Here is a 20,919-nt window from a genome sequence, read left to right as displayed (position 1 = left end):
TCAATTCATATTATTCTTGCGGCTTCTCTTTCATAATGGTTTTCGCCATCTGCAGGAAAGCATCTTCATGGTCTGCGTCTTCTTTATTGAATAGGGTAAGCTTCAGTGAAAGATCATCATTTTTTACAAGATAGGCAGAAACCTTCTCACCGTTTCCTTCGGCTCTCATTACAGAAGCATCTTTGTAAAAATCATCTGAAGGAGCTTTAGATGTTTGTACGTTTTCGCTGACAGCTTCAAGCTGTGCTTTAGTGTTTTCTTCGATCATGCCCCAATCTGCATCATCCGGCAGGAGTTCAATCCGCATGAATATCTGATCATTTTCCGTGAGGTACAAAACATCCTTATTTGGTTCCTCGGCAGTTAATTCATATTCCGGCAGAACATACATTGAATAACTTTGATTATCACTATGCTTCAGGAAGGCTGTGTCTTCCTTCGTTTCACCCTCAACTGAATAAGTCATATTCTGCTCAAGGATCCTTATTACACTATTTCCTTCTCCATCTGTGCCATCTTCTGATGATTCTTCCTCTTCACTTTGCTCTTGTCCATCCTGTTCATCCGAACCTTTTTCTTCTTCATTTTGCCCAGATCCTGCTCCATTGCCAGGATCACCCTGAGCTGTTCCGCACCCTGCCAGGATAGCAGCAATAACTCCCAGCATTAACATAAATTTCGCCAAAGTTTTCATCATGTTCCTTCCTCCCGTTGTGTGTCAGCGCCTTTGCAAAATTAGACGTATTTGAAAAAAAAGAGTTACATATAAATTCCTATTTATTTGTACATTACCATTTATGTAAAACATCGACAAGACTCAACAAAAATTTAAAAAAGACAATCCTCGAAGAATTGTCTGATCATCACTGCAGTCAGTGGAAGTACATCTAATTAAATGGGAGCAGAACGAATAATAACAAGTCAAAAATCAGATGGGAGACGATTACTAAGGGAATGCTTCTTTTCCAGGCATATAGCCATCCCCAGAAGAGGCCTGCGATTAATGCTGCAAAAGCGAGCATCCAGTATCCTGAATAAAAATGGACAGAAGTATAGAGGAGAGAAGATATAATGATGCTTACCTTAACAGTCGTATGTTTCATTAATCTTTTTTGAACGAACCCTCTCCAAAACACCTCTTCTCCAGGAACTATGATTAATATAAGCACAATATAGTGCCAAATAAACGAAGGTGAAAATCGGCCGTATAATTGCACAACCTGATTAACTAAGGGGAGGCTGAGCATATCAAATAAACTGTATCCCATCCAAAACAGTCCGTATAGAAGAAAACCTGAAAGTGTTCCATAGGTAATGAATGTCCCAAAAGAAGCCTTGTCTTCCACTTCCTCCATTATGATGGAGTAACTGATTAGCAGCAGTAAAGAGGCAGAAAAGATATACCAGAAAATTGATTTATCTTGAAATGTAAAATACATAAGCAGATGAGCGAGTACCAGCCCGCCAATAAAACGGACATCTGCAGCAATATTTTTCAAATTATTTAACTCCTTTCAAGCAAAAAATAACCAAACACTATTCTAACAAAAAACAAACATAAAAAGTAAGGAAAAGATTTCTTTGGTAACGCTAAGATAAAATAATGCAGAAATGCGAATCATAAGCCCATATGAAGGGAGGTATGTATAATGACGAAATCAAAAAGAGAAAAAGAGCGTGCCTGGACAGTTAGAAAGCAGGATCAGCATCCTCATGGAAAAGTGAAATCCTTAAAAGAGCTGTCAGGAGAAAAAGAATAAAATTACGGCCTCCTATACGGGGGCCCTAATTATAAAAGGGCAGTGATTCGGATCAGACAAAAGGCAAAAATAAAAAGCAGCAAAAGAGCTGCTTTTTAAAGTGACGTAAGAATACGCTTTCATTTTTCCCTTTTTTATACTGCTGATTCTCTGACAACCTTATAATTTTTATGATTGATAACTGTTCTCTGATCTAACTCGAGATCCCGGTAGTTATCCATGTACGTTAAATCTACAATAACTGAATTCTCATTTACTTTTTCTACAATGCCCTGTAGTCCGTCACGAAACTCAATAATATTGCCAACCTCTGCTTTCTTCAAAAAGCATCTCTCCTTTTATCCATTTCTTTCGCTGGTAGTAACAGTTTGCACTATATTTTGAAATGCGTAAAGAATTTTGCAATTCGGTGTTGCTAAAGTAAAATGTTACATTCTTTAGGTTGGTAATATTATACCAGATAAAATTCTTTTGCACATTAAAAATATTCAATATTCAGAAAAAATATTGATGTGCATATATAATATTTGATGCTTCAAAATTGGCAGCACTTTATTTATGATTAAGAAAGAATGAAATAAAAGGGAGTTCTGGATAATGAATCATGAACAAATTCAGGAAGTGCTTGAACAATTAAAAAATGGAACCATCTCTGAATATCATGTGTCAAAAGAAGATTTTCTTCCTTTTCGCAGTGTCATCGTAAAAAGGGAGGACTTTAAACATTTTCGCGGAATCGCACAAAGAGGCGGACATGTTATATATCAATATTTAGATTCACCCCGAAGCTGAATAAAGGTATGAAGCTGCAAATAAATAGCAAATAGCAAATAGCAAATAGCAAAGACACTTGATCATATCAGGTGTCTTTGCTATGTCTATGCAATGTAATTGAATAGAAAGCAAAGAAAACTGGGTATAAAAGCAATAGATAATTTCGAAGGGATGTGCAAGCATGAACGATTTTAAAGGAAAAACAGTCATTGTTACAGGAGGCGCCAGCGGAATAGGCGGGAGTATAGGAGAGTCATTCGCAAGGAAGGAGGCCAATGTTGTTATCGCTGACATTGATGAAATGAAGGGAAAACAGTTAGAAGAACATTTGAATCAAACGGGCATGAATAGCCTGTTCATTAAAACAGATGTTAAGAAAGAAACTGAAATAAAGGAACTAATCACAAAATCATTTGAGGCATTTGGTGCTATAGATATCCTGATAAATAATGCAGGCATATCAAAGTTTCATTCGTTCTTTGATTTAAGTGTGGAAATGTGGGAGGAAGTAATCAATACGAATCTTCGAAGTGTATTCCTGTGCAGCAGGGAGGCTGCCAAATTGATGAAACAAGGTTCCTGTATTATCAACCTTTCATCAACAAGAGCGGTAATGTCAGAAAGCGGGACAGAAGCATACTCAGCTTCAAAAGGAGGTATTGCAGCCATTACCCACGCGATGGCCAGTAGCCTTGCTGAAAAAGGGATCAGGGTTAATTGCATAAGCCCCGGCTGGATTGAAACAGGCGATTATGAAAGTCTCAGAGAGGTTGACCATAAACAGCATTTTTCCAACAGAGTTGGAAAACCCGGCGACATTGCAAGGACTTGCCTATTTTTAGCCCATCCGGAGAATGATTTTATAACAGGTGAAAATATTACAGTGGATGGAGGCATGACAAGGAAAATGATTTATGAAGAATAATAAGTTTCTATTCTCCTTTAAATAAAAACCCTTTGTAAATTAACTATAAAGATGGTGAAAAAGTTAGAAAGAGGAACAAATCCCTTGTTCTAAATGGTTCTATAGGCTCATATTTTATTAATGCTTTAGAACGATTTATGGGAGGGGTTCAATGGGTATTACTATGATTAAGATTTCATCCGTATACTTTGCTGTGGGGATTCTTCTGGGGTATTATATGTCGAGTACTCATTCTTATCTATTAGGTCCTGTTCATGTCCATATTAATTTACTCGGATGGACGTCCTTGACTTTGGCAGGAATTCTATACTACTTGTTTCCTGCTCTTGCAGAAGGGAAAGCCGGGAAATGGCATTTTTGGCTTCATAATATCGGCCTTCCTATCATGATGATATCACTGTCTTTAGTACTGGTTACAGAAAATAATGCTTTTCTTCCCGGTACTGCTATTGGAGCCACTATTACAGCTGCCGGCATTTTAATTTTCGTTTGGAACATACTGAAAAACTTAAAAGAACAATAGCCACTATACTAAACGCATGGATTTTTAATCTGTGCGTTTTTATTTTTAGGCTGTTTTCGCAAGGTTTGCTGCTATTTGTATATTATTTACTGAGTTGATTGGAGCGGAAGGTGCGAGACTCCTGCGGGAGTAGCGGGACAGGTGAGACCCCGCAGACGCGCAGCGTCGAGGAGGCTCACCGCCTGCCCCGCGGTTCGCTGAGCATCCTGGAGCGGAAATCAACGGGCAACATTAATAGGTGAAAATATTTTATATGGAATATTTTAATTACCATAGCAAGCTTTTGTGATTAAGGGGATAAGCTAGAGGGTATACGGAAAATGGAAAAGGAGCGGCATATGACAACAGATTTATTCTCCATTAGAGATTTAAGAGTTAATAACATTATAAATGTGAATCATCTTGACATAAAAAAAGATAAAGTAACCTGTATCACCGGAGAGAGCGGTGCTGGAAAATCAACTCTTTTGAAGACCCTGAACAAAATGATTACCCCTGATTCAGGTGAAATTTTTTATAAAGGCACTTCGCTGAAAGAAATCGACTCTGTCCAGCACAGGAGAAAAGTAATCATGCTATCGCAGGTTCCATTAATTTTTCCGGGCACAATAAAAGAGAACCTGATTATGGGTTATAAGCTTAACGGAAAGAAACCTTGTGATGATGAAATACTTAAACAGGCTATACATAATATGCAGATGACTAAGGAGCTTCATGAAGATGCAGGAACTCTTTCAGGCGGGGAAAAACAGCGTCTGGCATTGGCAAGAATCCTGCTCCTTAAAGCAGATGTTTATCTGCTGGATGAGCCGACTTCTGCACTTGACGAAGACACTGAGATGATGATTTTGGAGTACTTTATACGTGAAATCAAAAAGAAACAAGCTTCATTACTCATGATAACCCACTCCAATACAGTCAATGAACAATTCGCAGAAGAAAGAATATATTTATCGCAGTCTAACGGGCAGTAAGACCCCCACTTCAAGACTCAGATGAATCAAAGGAGGATAAGTGGGGCCCAAACTGCCCGATCTAGCTGCGGCTCCTAGGGGCTCAAGGTCATAAGCCAATCAGCTGAGGGGAAGAAAAGCACTCCCCGCCATCTGCTCGTCTTATGCTTGTCACCCCAAGGCAAGTCGCCTCGCTTTATAATGTAAAGGCCCGATTGGTGAGATACAGTGAAACTTGCCGACGCGCAGGCAGAGGCTTAGTTGAACCAATCGGGTTCGTAGTATCGATTGATCGAAGCGCTAGCGGAGATCTTAGCGACACTAGAACGTGACTAACAATCAGTGGGGGATAAGGAAAGCCCCCGCTGATTGAAGTTTCACTTTATCCCGGTCTGCGGAAGAGATGGAGAAAACACCTATGGAGGAGTCTGATGGAAAATAGCTCAATTATTGATATTGAACTTTGGAGACTAATATCAGCTTACCTATTTGTACTGCTTCTAATCTTAATCTTCAAGGTGAGAGGCATCGCTCGTCAAAAAATGCTGGCAATGGCTGCTTTCAGAATGACACTTCAGCTTGTGATTGCAGGCTATGTATTAACCTATCTATTTGAACTTTCCAATCCGTTCTTAACGTTAGGTGTGATCTGTATTATGGAAGGTTTTGCAATTTACACAATCTATAAACAGGCTGGAACCAGACTGTCAGTAAGTCTAAAAAAAACCATTGCGATTTCCATCATAACAGGTACAGCATTTTGTTTAATATATTTTAATTTTGTTGTTATTCATTTTGAGCCATGGTATGATCCCCGCTACTTTATTCCAATTGCAGGCATGATAATTGGCAACTCCATGACAGGCATCACGCTGAGTGTAAAGGAGCTTCTGAATTCCTTTACCTCCCAAAGAGATATGATCGAGGGTGCCCTGATGCTTGGTGCTGAACCCAAAACTGCAGTTAAGCCATATGTTAATCATTCTTTTGATTCCGCTGTTCTGCCGACTATAAACAATATGCTTGGAATGGGCATCATTTTTTTGCCTGGTATGATGACCGGGCAGATATTATCGGGAGTAAGTCCGTTGCTTGCGATTGAATATCAGATTGTCATTCTGCTGGGGATTTTGGGCAGTGTAGGTTTATCTGTAATTTTATTTATCCTTCTATCTTATAAAAACTTTTTCAATCAGGATGCCCAATTTTTTCCTGAGGGAAAAAACTAGTGTTTTCTTAGCCAAGCTCACAGCATTTCACCCTTCTTGCCCGCATATAATTGAGAAATTAATCAAAAAGGCGGGATAAACAGATGAACCTTGAAAAAGAAAAAGCATACAGAGTGAAAAGCTTATCTCAGGATATCCTCGAGCAGCTAATGGAAGACAACACCACTTATCGTCATGAAGACTTGAAACATGTAATAGAAATGCTGGCACGATCAGTCTCAGATCTTGTTACACTCTATACGGAACGGGAAGGCGATCATGAAACCGCTCTTAAAGGGACAATTTCAAAAATGAGAATAGGCTATAATGTCCTTCAATACAAAGAAACATCGAAGCTGGTTAGAAAACAAGATAAGTATCAACAAACGCCATAGATTTTTAAAAAAATAGAACTGAAATGATAAGTAGAAATCCTTGGCAAATGAAAGCGTTTTATTCAAAAAAATGTGAACAAACGTTAAAAATTAAGGGTTTTTCATTGTCTAAATGAATGTGAAATGCTATTCTTTTGTCTGAGATGTAAGTTGTCCGATGACTTAATTACAGCCCGGTAATCTTACCTGATTCTATGGAAGTGTTCGAAAAGCAGAGGAGCTTCGAGAAGAAATGATTGCACTAATTTTTCTCATCCTTTTTGAACAACTATATACATGAATAATTCGGCATTGGAAAAAATAAAACAGCATATAGGACGGAATATAACGGTTTCATCCTGCTGCTGGTTTTGCTGAAAACATTCCAGTTCCCGTTATTAAGTTCGTGAGGCAACGCCTTGCACATCTTAATTTATATTCAATAATACGAAGGAGATTGATCCCATATGGTACAAAAACAATTTAAAGTAACTGCAGAAACAGGAATTCACGCTCGTCCAGCTACAATGCTTGTACAAGCTGCAAGCAAATTTGACTCAGAAATTCACCTTGAATATAAAGAAAAGAAAGTAAACCTGAAATCAATCATGGGCGTTATGTCTTTAGGTGTTGGACAAGGTGCCGATATTACAATTATTGCTGAAGGCAGCGATGAACAGGATGCTCTTAACAGCCTTGAAGAAACATTGAAAAAAGAAGGATTGGCTGAATAATGAGCTTTTTAAATGGTATTGCGGCGTCAAGCGGTATTGCTATTGCCAAGGCTTACCGTTTGGTTGAGCCGGATCTCTCTTTTGATAAAGTGACAGTCGAAAATGCTGAACAGGAAGTGGAACGCTTTCAATCAGCTTTAGCTGAATCTAAAGGTGAATTGGAAGTTATCCGCGATAATGCCCATAAAGAGCTGGGTGCAGATAAAGCAGCTATTTTTGATGCTCATCTTCTAGTATTGAGTGATCCGGAATTAATTTCGCCAATTGAAGATAAAATCAAAACAGAAAATGTAAATGCTGAATCTGCTTTAAAAGAGACTGCGGATATGTTCATTACTATGTTTGAACAAATGGACAATGAATACATGAAAGAGCGTGCAGCGGATATCCGTGACGTAACGAAACGTGTACTTTCACATTTGCTCGGAGTACAAGTAGTGAATCCCAGCATGATTGCAGAAGAAGTTATCATTATAGCTGAAGACTTGACACCATCCGATACTGCTCAGTTAAATCGCCAGTTCGTTAAAGGATTTACAACTGACATTGGCGGAAGAACATCTCACTCTGCCATTATGGCCCGTTCCATGGAAATTCCAGCAGTAGTTGGAACAAAGGATTCTACAAAGCAAATAAATAATGGCGACATGGTTATCGTGGATGGATTAAAAGGTTTGGTACATATTAATCCAACCCCGGAGGCTATTGCTGAATACAAAGAAGAGCACCGAAAATTCGAGGAGCAAAAAGCTGAGTGGGCCAAGCTTGTCAATGAGAAATCAGTGACAGCAGATGGCCATCATGTTGAATTGGCTGCCAATATTGGTACTCCTAAAGACTTGAAGGGTGTAGTTGAAAATGGCGGAGAAGGCGTTGGCCTTTATCGTACGGAATTTTTATATATGGGTAGAGATCAGCTTCCAACAGAAGAGGAGCAGTTTGAATCCTATAAAGCTGTACTCGAAGGAATGAGCGGGAAACCGGTTGTAGTCCGCACACTGGATATCGGCGGGGATAAGGAGCTTCCTTATCTTAATCTTCCAAAGGAAATGAACCCATTCCTTGGCTTCCGTGCTATTCGCCTATGTCTGGAAGAACAGGATATGTTCAGGACGCAATTAAGGGCTTTATTAAGAGCAAGTACTTTTGGAAACCTGAAAATCATGTTCCCTATGATTGCCACTCTTGATGAATTCCGTCAGGGAAAAGCAATCCTTGAAGAAGAAAAACAGAAGCTTGTTAGCGAAGGCACACAAGTTGCCGATAACATTGAAATTGGAATTATGGTTGAAATTCCTTCAACCGCTGTTATGGCTGAGCAATTCGCTAAAGAAGTCGATTTCTTCAGTGTAGGCACAAATGATCTAATTCAGTACACTATGGCTGCAGACCGCATGAATGAGCGTGTTTCTTACCTTTACCAGCCGTATAACCCTGCGATTCTGCGTTTAGTTAAAATGGTAATTGACGCAGCGCATAAGGAAGGAAAATGGGCTGGCATGTGCGGTGAAATGGCTGGGGACGAAACGGCGATCCCGTTGCTGCTGGGATTAGGACTTGACGAGTTCTCGATGAGCGCTACTTCAATACTTAAAGCCCGTTCTCAAATCAGCCGTCTGAACAAAAAAGACATGGAAGCCCTGGCTGAAAAAGCGCTTCATATGAATACAGCTGAAGAAGTAGTTCAAGCTGTAAAAGAAACAGCTAAACTGTAATCGAACTGTAACATTTTGTGAGTTTTAAATATAATCACCCGGGTAAATTAGAAGTAAGCACTTAGGTCAGACTTAATTAAGCTGATCATTCTCATTTTCCCCTTTTAAACCGGCCTTTAAAGGCCGGTTTATTTTTTTCTTTTATGGTTCTCAGTCTTAAGGATGACTGAAATCACATCTTATGGTTGTTATCCAAAATAAGAAACTCTCCTATAATTAAGCTACAATAACAAAAAGGAGAGATGGAAAATGGTTACCATAATAATCAGCTTTCTCTTTCATGATCGATATAGATGTATTAAAGAAAAACAGCAGAACGACTTATATGAGAAACAAAGTGCATTTTTAAGCCGCGTTTTACACTGATGAAGCCTGATAATGGCTTCTTTTATTTATGCTCATTTCTGTTATTTCCAAGGATTCTAATTAAGTTTTATAATTGGGGTTTATTGTCAGACAGTAAAGGAAAAGGTAATGAAAAAGGAGGAATTCTTAATGAATAAAAGAATCATTAACCTGATGTTCACCGCACTATTGGCATTGCTTCTGTCAGGCTGCATGCAGGATACACAGGATTCAATCGTCAATAGTCATGCTGAAGCCCTGCTGACTAAAAATAATGAGCTGCAGTTCCGGTTTAAAATTAATGAAAAAATTCTATCAGAAGAAGAATTATACAAAGTAAAAGTTTCCATACATAATGAAAAGCTGGCTGCTGCCTTGGGGACGAATGAGTTTGTTTATGGGGAGGACACTATTATTGATGGGGAATATATAGAAATCAATAATGAAAAGGGGAACTATATTTTTATGAATCCCATTCCTCTTATACAGGATCTGCACGTTTTCGAAATAGAAAAAATGATTGTGAATGAAGATGCAGTTTCCGTCGAAATTATAAATGAGGATGAAGTGGTAGCGAGAGCATTCTTAAACAACTTTTCATCCCAGCTTTAAAGGGTGTTTAATTTTAACTCTATTTGGGTATTATAAATTACGCGCATAAAATTGGGGATGGACCAGGTATTTGCCTGGTCTTTTGTCGTTTTGGCGATCCTAATATTTTTATTCAAACAAAAATAATGGTAGTATTAATGTGAAAAATTCAGAAACTTCAAGGGAGTGGGTACCATGATTTCACCTGAAAATACAGTTATCGGGTTTGTAGGAACAGGGGTTATGGGCAAGAGCATGGCGGGACACCTGTTGAAAGCCGGCTATCCGTTAGTCGTGTATACACGAACCAAAGAGAAAGCCTCTGAACTGATAGAGCATGGCGCAGAGTGGGCTGAGACTCCTGCAGCAGTTGCAAAGAAAGCAAATGTTATTATTACCATTGTTGGTTATCCCGCAGATGTAGAGGAAGTGTATCTCGGGGAAAATGGCATTATCACAAATGGCAGAGACAATACATATGTAATTGACATGACAACTTCGACACCAACATTAGCCAAAAGGATATATGAAGAAGCACGCAAAAACCGCATATATGCAATAGATGCCCCTGTTTCAGGTGGAGATATCGGCGCAAGAGATGCAAAGCTTTCAATAATGGCAGGAGGAGACAGGGACGCATTTCTGGCTGTAGAACCGATTTTCAATCTCCTCGGAACGAATATCGTTTATCAAGGGAATGCGGGAGCCGGACAGCATACGAAAATGTGCAATCAAATTGCGATAGCATCCAATATGATCGGGGTGTGTGAAGCGGTTGTTTATGCTGAAAAAGCAGGTTTGGACCCAAAAACAGTTCTTCAAAGCATAACATCTGGAGCAGCAGGAAGCTGGTCTTTATCCAATCTGGCACCCAGAATGATTGAGGGGAACTTTGAACCGGGCTTTTATATTAAACATTTCATAAAAGACATGAATATTGCCATAAATGAAGCTGAAGCAATGGGGATGATGACTCCGGGACTCTCGCTCGCAAGGAAAATGTATGCTGAGCTTGCTGAAAACGGAGAAGAAAACAGCGGTACACAGGCATTATATAAATATTGGGAAAAGTAATAAGCCCCATTTTATGAATAAACCCTCTTTTTTCACTTCAAACTAATAAAGAAAGTGAAAAGGGGGTTAGACAGGTGGCTAAAAGAAACAAAAAAATGATCCTCAGCAGAAGAACAAAAAAGGTTTCGATTCTGCTGCTATTGATTCTGAATTCTCTCATGAATTTGGAAGTGCTGATACAAATAAAATTCAGAAGGATAAAGCTAAAAAGGAAAAAGCTTCAAAAAACAATGGGGAATATCAGGGGCAATAGTTGCAAAAAGGCAGGCTGGAGCTTGCCTTTTTGCTTTTTTAATGGAATATACGAAAAAAAAGCGCCATCTCTTTAAACAGGGATTGGCGCTTAGATATTTATATTTTAATGCATTCCAGATACTTTTCGATCCGGTTAAGCCCTTCCATTAATGTGTCCATGGAATAGGCAAAAGATATTCGGAAATAGCCTTCCCCATATGAGGAAAATGCACTGCCGGGAACTACTGCAACTCCTGCCTCTTCAACAAGTGAAAGGGCAAATTCAAAGGAGTTCATGGAACCATCAGGAATTTTTATAAAAAAATAAAAAGCGCCATCAGGTTTGACTACATCCAGATTCATTTGTACTAATCGCTCATAAACATAGTCACGGCGCTTGGCATATTCCTGTCTCATTGGCAGGGCGTCGTCGATCCCTGCTGTCAGCGCTTCAAGGGCAGCCATTTGGGAGACAGATGCTGCACAAGTCACATTATACTGATGAACCTTCAAGATATGCTTGGCCAGATTTTCCGGTGCGAATAATAGCCCAATGCGCCAGCCTGTCATGGAATGGGATTTGGATAAACCATTAATGACGACAGTTTGCTCCCGTAAAAGGGAAGCGATTGAGTGGTGGGGTTGATCATAGATCAGTTCGCTGTAAATTTCATCAGCAAGGATAAAGATATCTTTGCCCTTAACAAGAGCAGCAATTTGCTCAAGTTCCTCCAGCGTCAGGCTGACACCTGTCGGATTCGATGGGTATGGAAGAACAATGCACCTTGTTTTTTCACTCATATGTTCCGCGATTAAATCTGCCGTAAATCGGAACTTGTTTTTCGAAATATCACTATGTACCGGAATTGCACCGCAAAGTTTTATGATTGGCTCATATCCTGGATAAACAGGACCAGGCAGGATAACTTCCGATCCTTCGTCCAAAATTGTCCGGAAGGCAATATCAATTGCTTCACTCGCTCCAGATGTCACAATGACTTCAGATTCAGGGTTATATGTAAGGTTATATTTTGTTTTTACAAAGGAAGCTGCAGCTTCACGCAATCGAATATCGCCCGCATTGTGTGTGTAGGAGGTAAAGTTTTCGTCGATTGCCTGTTTTGCTGCTTCTTTAACATGCAGCGGCGTAGGGAAGTCAGGCTGTCCAATTGTAAGAGAAATCATATCTTTGGTGCCGGCAACCATATTGAAAAACCTTCTGATTCCGGAAATTTCTATGTCCTTCACTCTTTGGTTGATTAAATGTTCCAATGTATTCACCTCGCATCATCATACTGTTTATTCTAACACTTTGGCACAGCGGCAAACAGCAAAAAATAAAACAGGCCCTGAGTTCTATTCAGAGCCTGCAATAATATAATTAGTATCCGTAATCCCAATCAACTTCATCTTCATGCCATAAAACCGGGGATACAGCACCAAAGTCGATTACTTTATTTTCTATATGACAATGGCAATGTTTATCGCCGCATTGATCTTTCATTTCCTCAAACACAGAATGCTCCACATTTTCCAGAATCGTAACTTTATTTTCATCATGGTAAAGGATTGCTGTACCTTTCATGCCTGATTGCACCTCTTTTTTTATTTATGTAAAACCTTACTTTCTGCTTTACAGATTTATTTTATGCCTTACGTAAAAGGGTGTCTACAGTGTTAGAAGAGTGTTCACAGAATAGTCAAGATGAAAACGTTTTAAAAAATAAATGAAAAAATAAATCAGTGTAAGATTTTACAAATAGTTGAATATAATTCATTTAGAGATTAACATTAGTAGATAGTGGAAACTATACTCTTAGTTTATAAGTTTCCTGCTTAATTAATTTTAGGAGGTTTTTAAGTGGAGACATCTTTAGAGAAGCAGCCTTATGAAAGCACAAAGGAATATGGCGGATTCTGGCTCAGATTTGCGGCCTATTTAATTGATTCTATTATTGTTGGAATCCCGCTTACCATTCTAAGCATCGTTATTTTTATGATCTTCTTTGGCACTTCTGACGCTTTTAACACGATGATAAGCGATCCATCTTATATGGAAGCAGAAATGTCCGATGCAGAAGCTCTTGCATTCATGGGGTCATATTTTGGTGCACTGGGAGTAACTTTTATTGTCAATCTTGTCATTGCTGTTGCCTATTTTGCAGGCCTGCATGCATCCGCATGGCAGGGTACTGTAGGGAAAAAGCTGCTTGGATTAAAAGTTACTGACTTAAATGGTAATCGCATTTCCTTCTGGAGAGCGCTTGGAAGATATTTGGCCATGGGGATCTTATCTGGAATTTTCCTTATCGGCTACATCATTGCTGCCTTTACAGAAAAAAAACAGGCACTGCACGATTTAATCGCAGGCACAGTTGTAGTAAAAAAATAATTCAAAAAAAGCTGTATGGCCTAGCTGCTATACAGCTTTTTAAGGATCAGCACTAAAAAGGATTTATTGCTTGCATGCAGAATATATTTTTAGAAAGGGAGGATGAAAATGCAAAAGAAGGATATTATTACTCACTATGAATCTTTTTCAGTGTGGCTGGAGTCTATAAAAGAGCTTGACCAAAAAACCTGGCTAAAGCCTGTTAAAGCCGGAAAATGGCCGGTTGCCGCAGTAGTTGCCCATCTGTTATTTTGGGATAGATATTCCCTTGAAAAGCGTTTCCCATTTTTTAAAGAGGGCGCAGAGCTTGAGAGCTATCCTGACTTTCAGTATGTGAATGATGCTGCAGCAGAATATGCTCAAAAGCATACCCAACTGGAAATAATTGAAGAACTATTATCAGTCAGAAAAAAGTTCCTTCATTTACTTGAGGGAATGACTGAAGAAAATCTGGATACAGCATTTACAATAGGCAGTAATTCCTTAACTGTGCGTGATTATTTTGCTGATTTTATTGGACATGACATTCACCATAAAAAGCAAATTATCCAGGCTGCCGGCATCAGGGTTTAAAATGCGGTAACAGACTCACTGTTTTTTACATGAAGGAGCTGATGGCATGGAAATAGAAAAAACGGAGCTCAAGAAGCCGGGGAAATTTAATTCCCTGCGCCTGTATATGACCCTGCCGATTGTATCATGGGCACTATATGATTTTGCGAATACCATCTTTTCATCCAATATAAATACAATATTCTTTCCATTTTACCTGCAGGAAGTAATAGGGGAGAATGAAGTTTTAAATCAGATTGCAAGTACGTTTATATCTTATTCTAATGCATTGGCAAGCTTTTTTCTTGTCCTGTTTTCACCCTTGTTCGGAGTTATGATAGACAGGACAGGAAGAAAAAAGAAATATATAGTGATTTTCACGCTAATTACTGTCATGGCAACGATATTGATGGGTGTTTTTGCATCCAGCCAGATTAGCGGGAAAATATTCGGGCTGCCTGTTTACCTTGCACTTGTTATTTTTTGTTTTATAATTGCAAAGTTTTTTTTCCATTCCAGTCTGGTGTTTTACGATGCAATGATTTCCGACTTGGGAACAAAGCAGGATATTCCCCTGATATCAGGTTTTGGAGTGGCTGTCGGCTATATTGGAACCCTTGTTGGCCTGACTGTTTATTTATATGTAGGTGATGATGGTTTTCACAAATCTTTCATACCAACGGCTATCCTATTTCTGGTGTTTTCATTGCCGCTGTTTTTCTTTGTAAAAGATAAGCCTTATCAGCCAAAAGAAAAACAAACATTTTTATCCGGCTATAAGGAAGTTTGGCAGACTTTCAAAGAAATGAAACATTATAAATCAATTTTCACTTTCATGATTGCTTATTTTTTCTTAAATGATGCAATTGCTACCACGATTGCGATGATGGCCGTTTATGCAAAAACAATTGTCGGCTTTACTACTGGAAAATTCATTTTGTTATATCTGGTTTCCACGGTGTCCAGTATAATTGGTTCTTTTGTATTTGGCTATATAACCAAGGCGAAAGGGGCAAATAAAGCGGTTAAGTATGTTGGAATCCTTCTTCTTGTTGCATTGGCAATTGCGGTTGGAGCTGTCAATGAAGCCATGTTCTGGATTGCAGGCAGCATGTTTGGCGTTGCCCTCGGTTCCATGTGGGTAACCACAAGGACGTATATTGTGGAATTAACCCCTGAAAATAAAAGAGGACAGTTTTTTGGATTGTTTGCATTTTCAGGAAAAGTATCATCCATTATTGGTCCGCTCATTTACGGAAGCATTACCCTGATCTTCGCAAGCTATGGAAACATGGCGAGCAGAATGGCTTTAGGCTCATTAATGATTTTGACCATAATCGGACTGCTCGTTCATTCAAAAATAAAAGACGAAAGCATTCCTGAATAACCGTACATCTTGTATAGCATCCCAGAGCAGGCCTCTCCAGGCTTGCTTTTTATTGTTTTAGCATTAAAGACTACTGATGCATAATGGGGACTTATGATTTAAAAAATAGAAAATTTAATAAGAAATTTTACCCATTCATGGTATATTAATAAAGAAAAAGAATCATATGGCAAGTGCTCTGCTATAGAAGACTTAATTTGAAGCACCGAATTTAGATATATAGGCAGATGAAAAAGGAAGGGCGAAAAAAGTGGATCAGAAAAAAGGCATTTTACTTGAAAGCGGAACGAATGAACTCGAAATTGTTGAATTTTCGATAGGCAGGAATAAATTTGGCATTAATGTGATTAAAGTGAAGGAAATTATAAACCCTGTACAGGTCACTCCTGTCCCTCATTCTCATAGAAATATTGAAGGAATCATTGAATTGAGGGGTGAGGTGCTTCCTGTAGTGGATGTAGCTTCTTCATTGAATATGGCTACATCGGAAACTCCCCAGCAGGATAAGTTTATTGTTACAGAGTTTAATCAGCAGAAAATTGTTTTTCATGTTCATAATGTTTCCAAGATTCACCGTATTTCCTGGAACCAAATTGAAAAACCATCTGAAATGTACCAGGGACAGGAAAGCCAGATTATCGGAATCATAAAGCTTGGTGAAGCAATGGTCCTGCTGCTTGATTTTGAAAAAATGGTCACTGAAATTAATCCTGATTCAGGGATCAGCATCCAGAAGGTGCAAAAACTTGGAAAGCGTGAAAGATCTGATAAGAAGCTGATTATTGCAGAGGATTCTCCATTATTAAGAAAGCTTTTGAACGATACATTAAATGAAGCGGGTTTTTCCCGGATTGAATTTTTTGAGAACGGCAATGAGGCTTATGAATATCTGCATTCTTTAGCAGAATCCGGACGGAATGTCACTGATGAAGTACAGCTCATGATCACGGATATCGAAATGCCGCTAATGGACGGGCACCACCTCACAAAGAAAGTGAAAGATCACCAGATGCTTGCAGACATCCCGATAATTATTTTTTCTTCATTGATTACCGAAGATCTTCGCCATAAAGGACAAATGGTTGGGGCAGATGCACAGGTGAGCAAGCCGGAAATTGCTGAATTAGTGCTATTAATTGATCAGCATGCGTTATAAGGCACAACAAGAAAAGCTGGAGTTTTTCATTCCAGCTTTTTGGTACTTTGCTAAATGTCTAGCTCCAGGGCCTACCCCCTTTGAGGTGTCGGGGGTGAACAGGCGCTTCCGCTTTTCTTAATTAAAAGTAACTTTCTCCTAATTTCTTAAATACAGGTTTTTGATAGCGCTGTTTTTTTTCATTCAGCGGGCTATTTAGCTCTTTTAGTCCTGTATATGACATTAGCAATTTTTTCGCTGCGTTAAGTGATAAGGAGGACTTAGGATTTCGGACGAAGGAGTCCAGCTTGCCCAAATGGGGAAGCTCGGAAAAATCCTCTTTAGAGGGCGGGAGATGGAAAGAGTAGTTCCCGCACTTTACAAGAACATCTGATTGCTGCTGGCTATTTTTAGGATTGCCGGAATAGTGCAGGCCTGCTTTTTGGGCTTTACCTTCTTTGATCAGCTTGTGCAGGGCATCGTGCTTTAATTTATACAAAAATTTAGGACTAGGTGCTGTCTTTGCATGGCGGTTAACGGTGAAGATGGCTTGAGAGAGGTTTTCAACCGTTGGCTGCAGAGGGGGATATTGTTTCTTATCAGAATTCAATTTCCAATCTCCTTTCATATTTTAAAGGGATATAATTATATTATACCCCTTTTAGTCAATAAAACCAACTTAGGATAGGGTTTATATAAGAAAAGCTTATCCATCCAGCTGCTTTCCGTTTATGGACTGGAAGGATCCTGATTTTTTCCATATAACTGTGAGCATGGTGAAGCCTAATAATGTCGTTGCCATGCCTGCGCCAATCATAACAAAAGAGACACCCAGCTGTTTGGCAAGAAGAGCTCCGGCTGCAGGTGCTATAAGCATGGAAAAAGTCTGCAGGGACATGGCGGCAGCAGATACTCTGCCCATCATTTGCTTCGGTGTTTCAGATTGAAGAACATAGCCGTAGGGGACAGATTCTCCCGCCCCTAAGAGGCCTAAAAGACATGCACCGATTATCCAGGCCAATTGTGGTAAATTAAGAAAACCTAATCCTCCAAGCCCAACTGCTGCTATAAAAATGCCGCTCAATATGGCTGAAGAACTCATTAAATGGATGGGTTTCCGATTCCACCCTGTCCATTGGCCCAGCAAAAGTGAACCCGCAACACTTCCTGCTCCCACTGCACTTATCAGCAAACCAAAATTCCCCTCATTAAATCCAATCTCCTTTGCAATAAAAACAAATAACCCATCATAAAGGAAAATAATAAAAAACGCTGCAGAAGAAAGAATAATCGAGATCTTTAAAAGGGGAGTATGAAGAATATGTTTGATGCCTTCGGAAAAATCTTTCCAAAATTCCCCTTTGGCTGTGTGGCCGCCAGCCATTTTTTTATCTGACGCTTCAAATGACTTTAAGCTGGGAAGAAACAGCAGGAAGATAACAGCTATAAAGAATCCTGCTGCTTCAAACAGAAAAGGACTTTTGGGTCCAAAAACAGCTATAATCCCTCCTCCTAATGCAGGCCCCGCAATTTTCATCGTGTTGACTGAAAGCTGGCTCAGAGTTACTGCTTCAGGCAGCATGCTTTCAGGTACAATCATTCGGATGGCACTCTGCCTTGCAGGATCATAAAGTGCTGATACGGTTCCCTTTAAAAACACAAATAATAGCAGAATGTATAGGTTAGGAGCGTAAAATAAACCTGCTACAAAGACTATTCTTAAAAGGAGGCATACAATCATAACTGCTTTCTTGGGCATTCTGTCTACAAACACACTTGCAAATGGGCCAATGATGACCCAGGGAAGACCGAGAACTATTATTACAGAGGCAATTGCGGTTTCATCCAGACCCCAGTGATAAGCGACAATAACCTGCAAAGCAATTAAATCCAGCCAGTTCCCCAAGTCTGAAAATAACTGGGCGCCAAAAAGTGCGCGAAAGGACTTTAGCTTGAGCGGTTTAAAAATACCTGATTTCGCTGTCAATTTCCTTCATCCCTTCCAATGGCCATCCTTCTCCTGTTCAGAAGCTTTTCTGTATTGCCATGAGGATCCTGGCCATCTGGTAAATTATCTTTTTGCAGTGTTTCGATTGATTCATCAATCCATTTAATTTCTGTTTCCAGCTTCATTTCTGCATATCGGATCGAGAGAGTGCCAAGCTTGGTGATATAGGAATATCCATTTCTTGGCCACTCTTTTACGAATTTAAGAATATCTGAAGCTTCTTCTTTTCTTTTTAATAAGTGGCTGATTAACACTTCATTATCCATATCTTCATGCCAGGTTGACATTTTCATTAGCAGTTCGTCTTTAATAACGGGGAAAGAAGGAGGAGTCTTCAGCCAATTCTCAAACTCTTTCCAGCCTTTAGCAGTGAGCTCATACATTTTTTTCTTTCTTCCTTCATCTTCTTGTTCTATTGCATAGATAAAACCTTCTTCCTCAAGCTTTTTTAATTTCGGGTATATGCTTCCATAGCTCATTCCCCAATATAGGCCAGCAGCTTTGTGTTCAAATTCTGATTTAATATTATATCCTGTGCTGGGCCAAAAGCTTAGTACAGCAAGGATGGTATGTTCTATAGACAAAAATAAAACTCCTTTCAATGTATCGATACGATATATCAATATGATATATCACTATGATATGTCGTGTTGGCAAATAAATCAACAAAAATATAAAACTTTCGCAATTTTTTGCGAAAGTTTTATAAAGGGACGATCGTCTCTATGGTTGTATTATTACCTTTGTGCCATTTGGTACTATGCGTGCCAATTGGAGGACATCCTGGTTATACATTCGTATACAACCTTTGGAAACAGATTGGCCAATTGAGGAAGGGTTGTTGGTTCCGTGAATTCCGTAGCCGTACTTTGACAGAGAAAGCCACATAACCCCATATGGACCCCCGGGGTCAGGTTCTCTGTTCACAATTACAAACTCTCCAATTGGCGTCTGAGACAGCATTTTTCCAACCGCAATGGGATAGACTTTTTGTACGGCACCGTTAGATAAAAGAGTTAAGTTTTTTTTGCTTCTTGAAACTATGATTGTATATGGTATGGAATCAGGTTCAGGCAATCCTGGTATCACTATTCGCTGGCCGGGATAAATCAGTCCTGGATTTACAATGGCAGGATTTGCCGCCAAAAGCTCGCTTAAAGGGCGGCGGTAATTTTGAGCAATGACTGACATTGTCTCACCGGGCTTTACTATATGGTAAATAGCATCCACCTCTTTCTGAAAAGGTTTATTTAAATATATGCATGGAAAAATCATCTTGTATCTTATTATTTAAATTTGTCCTGAATGCAGCAAAAAAAGGAAAGCTGCAATGATTAACTTTCCCTTTAGATGCTGCTGTCTGATTGCAGGGTAAACACCGTCAGTTCAGGTCTGGATAAAAAGCGGAATGGCAGACGGGTTGTCCCAAGCCCTCTGTTTACATAAAGAGTTAATGGATTTTGACTGCCAATTTCATAGAAGCCTTCATAGTATCTTTCAGCATGTGGTGGTTTAACTAAGGCTCCAAAGAACGGCAGTTTTATTTGGCCGCCATGACTATGACCGCTCAATTGCAGATTTATGCTGAAGGCTGAGGCTGCATCTGCTAAATCCGGTGCGTGGGACAATAAAATATTATATGATCCATCGTCCATATTTTCGCTGGCAAGCTTTATGTCCGGCCTTCCGAGCATGGCATCGTCAATGCCTATAATCCCGATGCTGCTTCCGGAAAATTCGAGTTTGCGATTTTCATTCATTAAAAGAATAAAGCCTGATTCTTCCATAATGGACTTATAGATATCTGAACCATAGCCCCCGTGGTCATGATTCCCATAAATAGCAAACCTGCCGAGAGGTGCCTGAATTCTTTTCAGGAGTGGTGCTATTTGGTCTGCCTTTTGATATTTATTAGGTTCATCCATCAGGTCACCTGTAAAGAAAACAATATCAGGCTTCAGGCTGTTTATCTTTTCAATCAATTCTTCCAGCTGTTTCAGGTCATAATGAAATCCTAAATGGGTGTCGCTGAATTGGATGATTTTTTTATTATTAAACGCTTGGGGAATTGCGCTGTCAGAAATTTTGCAGTTTGTGATTTCCAGGAGCCGGGGCTCAATATCCCGTGCATAATAATAGCCGCCTGCACTAATTCCAAACACAGCAGCAAAAAAGCCGAGAGTTCTTTTTAAAAAAGATCTTCTGGACACTTTTTCCGGCATTGGGCATACCAAC

The 20,919-nt window shown here is 39.4% G+C and carries 25 protein-coding genes; 15 read left to right on the top strand and 10 right to left on the bottom strand.

Going from position 1 to position 20,919, the window contains the following annotated elements; genetic code table 11:
- Positions 1–10 precede the first annotated feature (10 nt).
- The gene (locus LLY41_RS16180) at positions 11–697 is read right to left on the bottom strand and encodes a DUF8580 domain-containing lipoprotein (RefSeq protein WP_304585858.1); all 687 of its coding nucleotides are present in this window, start codon (positions 695–697) and stop codon (positions 11–13) included.
- Positions 698–887: 190 nt separating this feature from the next.
- Positions 888–1,499, bottom strand: coding sequence for a CPBP family intramembrane glutamic endopeptidase (locus LLY41_RS16175; protein WP_304585857.1), 612 nt, complete (start codon positions 1,497–1,499; stop codon positions 888–890).
- Between the two features lie 150 nt (positions 1,500–1,649).
- On the opposite strand from LLY41_RS16175, the gene LLY41_RS16170 reads away from it, so the two are divergent.
- On the top strand, positions 1,650–1,760 hold the full coding sequence (locus tag LLY41_RS16170) for a DUF6254 family protein (RefSeq protein WP_019381647.1): 111 nt from the start codon (positions 1,650–1,652) through the stop codon (positions 1,758–1,760).
- Positions 1,761–1,894: 134 nt separating this feature from the next.
- Here LLY41_RS16170 and LLY41_RS16165 read toward each other — a convergent pair whose 3' ends face one another.
- Positions 1,895–2,083, bottom strand: coding sequence for a YkvS family protein (locus LLY41_RS16165; protein WP_095244038.1), 189 nt, complete (start codon positions 2,081–2,083; stop codon positions 1,895–1,897).
- 274 nt (positions 2,084–2,357) lie between these two features.
- Here LLY41_RS16165 and LLY41_RS16160 point away from each other — a divergent pair, with 274 nt between their 5' ends.
- The 10 genes from LLY41_RS16160 (at position 2,358) to LLY41_RS16115 (ending at position 10,976) form a co-directional block, all read left to right on the top strand.
- A complete protein-coding gene (locus LLY41_RS16160; RefSeq protein ID WP_095244039.1) occupies positions 2,358–2,552 on the top strand; it encodes a hypothetical protein in 195 nt (64 codons plus the stop codon).
- A 163-nt stretch (positions 2,553–2,715) separates the two neighbouring features.
- Entirely contained in the window at positions 2,716–3,459 is a 744-nt protein-coding gene (locus LLY41_RS16155; protein WP_304585856.1) for an SDR family oxidoreductase, read from the top strand.
- A gap of 151 nt (positions 3,460–3,610) precedes the next feature.
- On the top strand, positions 3,611–3,982 hold the full coding sequence (locus LLY41_RS16150; RefSeq protein WP_304585855.1) for a cbb3-type cytochrome c oxidase subunit I: 372 nt from the start codon (positions 3,611–3,613) through the stop codon (positions 3,980–3,982).
- 338 nt (positions 3,983–4,320) lie between these two features.
- Entirely contained in the window at positions 4,321–4,956 is a 636-nt protein-coding gene (locus LLY41_RS16145) for an ABC transporter ATP-binding protein (protein ID WP_304585854.1), read from the top strand.
- A gap of 410 nt (positions 4,957–5,366) precedes the next feature.
- Positions 5,367–6,164, top strand: a complete 798-nt coding sequence (locus LLY41_RS16140) for an ABC transporter permease (protein WP_304585853.1) — start codon at positions 5,367–5,369, stop codon at positions 6,162–6,164.
- Between the two features lie 83 nt (positions 6,165–6,247).
- Positions 6,248–6,538: an HU family DNA-binding protein gene (locus LLY41_RS16135; protein ID WP_304585852.1), complete on the top strand. Its 291-nt coding sequence runs from the start codon at positions 6,248–6,250 to the stop codon at positions 6,536–6,538.
- Positions 6,539–6,984: 446 nt separating this feature from the next.
- The gene (locus LLY41_RS16130) at positions 6,985–7,251 is read left to right on the top strand and encodes a phosphocarrier protein HPr (protein WP_035328512.1); all 267 of its coding nucleotides are present in this window, start codon (positions 6,985–6,987) and stop codon (positions 7,249–7,251) included.
- Positions 7,251–8,966 (top strand): phosphoenolpyruvate--protein phosphotransferase, encoded by a 1,716-nt coding sequence (gene ptsP / locus LLY41_RS16125; protein WP_095244046.1) that lies wholly within the window; start codon positions 7,251–7,253, stop codon positions 8,964–8,966. Before LLY41_RS16130 ends, ptsP begins: the two co-directional genes overlap by 1 nt.
- 495 nt (positions 8,967–9,461) lie before the next feature.
- A complete protein-coding gene (locus LLY41_RS16120; RefSeq protein WP_304585851.1) occupies positions 9,462–9,923 on the top strand; it encodes a hypothetical protein in 462 nt (153 codons plus the stop codon).
- A 174-nt stretch (positions 9,924–10,097) separates the two neighbouring features.
- Positions 10,098–10,976 (top strand): NAD(P)-dependent oxidoreductase, encoded by an 879-nt coding sequence (locus tag LLY41_RS16115; RefSeq protein WP_076263209.1) that lies wholly within the window; start codon positions 10,098–10,100, stop codon positions 10,974–10,976.
- A gap of 351 nt (positions 10,977–11,327) precedes the next feature.
- On the opposite strand, the gene LLY41_RS16110 is transcribed toward LLY41_RS16115, so the two are convergent.
- Positions 11,328–12,482, bottom strand: coding sequence for an aminotransferase A (locus LLY41_RS16110; protein WP_304585850.1), 1,155 nt, complete (start codon positions 12,480–12,482; stop codon positions 11,328–11,330).
- Between the two features lie 109 nt (positions 12,483–12,591).
- Entirely contained in the window at positions 12,592–12,795 is a 204-nt protein-coding gene (locus LLY41_RS16105) for a hypothetical protein (protein ID WP_035328525.1), read from the bottom strand.
- A 276-nt stretch (positions 12,796–13,071) separates the two neighbouring features.
- On the opposite strand from LLY41_RS16105, the gene LLY41_RS16100 reads away from it, so the two are divergent.
- The 4 genes from LLY41_RS16100 to LLY41_RS16085 all read left to right on the top strand — a co-directional run bounded on the left by LLY41_RS16100 (position 13,072) and on the right by LLY41_RS16085 (position 16,697).
- Positions 13,072–13,602, top strand: coding sequence for an RDD family protein (locus LLY41_RS16100; protein ID WP_095244050.1), 531 nt, complete (start codon positions 13,072–13,074; stop codon positions 13,600–13,602).
- Between the two features lie 108 nt (positions 13,603–13,710).
- Positions 13,711–14,175 carry a DinB family protein gene (locus LLY41_RS16095; protein ID WP_286137281.1) on the top strand — a complete coding sequence of 155 codons (465 nt, stop codon included), beginning with the start codon at positions 13,711–13,713 and terminating at the stop codon, positions 14,173–14,175.
- A 46-nt stretch (positions 14,176–14,221) separates the two neighbouring features.
- Positions 14,222–15,541, top strand: coding sequence for an MFS transporter (locus LLY41_RS16090; RefSeq protein ID WP_095244052.1), 1,320 nt, complete (start codon positions 14,222–14,224; stop codon positions 15,539–15,541).
- Positions 15,542–15,791: 250 nt separating this feature from the next.
- Entirely contained in the window at positions 15,792–16,697 is a 906-nt protein-coding gene (locus LLY41_RS16085; protein WP_304585849.1) for a chemotaxis protein, read from the top strand.
- A 121-nt stretch (positions 16,698–16,818) separates the two neighbouring features.
- On the opposite strand, the gene LLY41_RS16080 is transcribed toward LLY41_RS16085, so the two are convergent.
- The 5 genes from LLY41_RS16080 to LLY41_RS16060 form a co-directional block, all read right to left on the bottom strand.
- Positions 16,819–17,286 (bottom strand): YkyB family protein, encoded by a 468-nt coding sequence (locus tag LLY41_RS16080; RefSeq protein ID WP_095244054.1) that lies wholly within the window; start codon positions 17,284–17,286, stop codon positions 16,819–16,821.
- A gap of 96 nt (positions 17,287–17,382) precedes the next feature.
- Positions 17,383–18,663 carry an MFS transporter gene (locus LLY41_RS16075; protein WP_095244055.1) on the bottom strand — a complete coding sequence of 427 codons (1,281 nt, stop codon included), beginning with the start codon at positions 18,661–18,663 and terminating at the stop codon, positions 17,383–17,385.
- Positions 18,660–19,268, bottom strand: coding sequence for a PadR family transcriptional regulator (locus LLY41_RS16070; RefSeq protein WP_095244056.1), 609 nt, complete (start codon positions 19,266–19,268; stop codon positions 18,660–18,662). The genes LLY41_RS16075 and LLY41_RS16070 overlap by 4 nt, the downstream gene beginning before the upstream one ends.
- Positions 19,269–19,407: 139 nt before the next feature.
- On the bottom strand, positions 19,408–19,905 hold the full coding sequence (locus tag LLY41_RS16065) for a L,D-transpeptidase family protein (protein ID WP_095244088.1): 498 nt from the start codon (positions 19,903–19,905) through the stop codon (positions 19,408–19,410).
- Positions 19,906–20,030: 125 nt separating this feature from the next.
- The gene (locus LLY41_RS16060) at positions 20,031–20,906 is read right to left on the bottom strand and encodes a metallophosphoesterase (protein ID WP_076263190.1); all 876 of its coding nucleotides are present in this window, start codon (positions 20,904–20,906) and stop codon (positions 20,031–20,033) included.
- Between the last annotated feature and the right edge of the window lie 13 nt (positions 20,907–20,919).

It is taken from the genome of Cytobacillus firmus, assembly GCF_023612095.1.
GTDB lineage: Bacteria > Bacillota > Bacilli > Bacillales > Cytobacillaceae > Cytobacillus.
This window is presented reverse-complemented; position numbering and strand designations above follow the sequence as displayed.

Coding starts and splice junctions, on each gene's coding strand:
- LLY41_RS16180 (WP_304585858.1), bottom strand. CDS start 697: ATGATGAAAACTTTGGCGAAATTTATGTTAATGCTGGGAGTTATTGCT.
- LLY41_RS16170 (WP_019381647.1), top strand. CDS start 1,650: ATGACGAAATCAAAAAGAGAAAAAGAGCGTGCCTGGACAGTTAGAAAG.
- LLY41_RS16160 (WP_095244039.1), top strand. CDS start 2,358: ATGAATCATGAACAAATTCAGGAAGTGCTTGAACAATTAAAAAATGGA.
- LLY41_RS16155 (WP_304585856.1), top strand. CDS start 2,716: ATGAACGATTTTAAAGGAAAAACAGTCATTGTTACAGGAGGCGCCAGC.
- LLY41_RS16150 (WP_304585855.1), top strand. CDS start 3,611: ATGGGTATTACTATGATTAAGATTTCATCCGTATACTTTGCTGTGGGG.
- LLY41_RS16145 (WP_304585854.1), top strand. CDS start 4,321: ATGACAACAGATTTATTCTCCATTAGAGATTTAAGAGTTAATAACATT.
- LLY41_RS16140 (WP_304585853.1), top strand. CDS start 5,367: ATGGAAAATAGCTCAATTATTGATATTGAACTTTGGAGACTAATATCA.
- LLY41_RS16135 (WP_304585852.1), top strand. CDS start 6,248: ATGAACCTTGAAAAAGAAAAAGCATACAGAGTGAAAAGCTTATCTCAG.
- LLY41_RS16130 (WP_035328512.1), top strand. CDS start 6,985: ATGGTACAAAAACAATTTAAAGTAACTGCAGAAACAGGAATTCACGCT.
- ptsP (WP_095244046.1), top strand. CDS start 7,251: ATGAGCTTTTTAAATGGTATTGCGGCGTCAAGCGGTATTGCTATTGCC.
- LLY41_RS16120 (WP_304585851.1), top strand. CDS start 9,462: ATGAATAAAAGAATCATTAACCTGATGTTCACCGCACTATTGGCATTG.
- LLY41_RS16115 (WP_076263209.1), top strand. CDS start 10,098: ATGATTTCACCTGAAAATACAGTTATCGGGTTTGTAGGAACAGGGGTT.
- LLY41_RS16105 (WP_035328525.1), bottom strand. CDS start 12,795: ATGAAAGGTACAGCAATCCTTTACCATGATGAAAATAAAGTTACGATT.
- LLY41_RS16095 (WP_286137281.1), top strand. CDS start 13,711: ATGCAAAAGAAGGATATTATTACTCACTATGAATCTTTTTCAGTGTGG.
- LLY41_RS16090 (WP_095244052.1), top strand. CDS start 14,222: ATGGAAATAGAAAAAACGGAGCTCAAGAAGCCGGGGAAATTTAATTCC.
- LLY41_RS16060 (WP_076263190.1), bottom strand. CDS start 20,906: ATGCCGGAAAAAGTGTCCAGAAGATCTTTTTTAAAAAGAACTCTCGGC.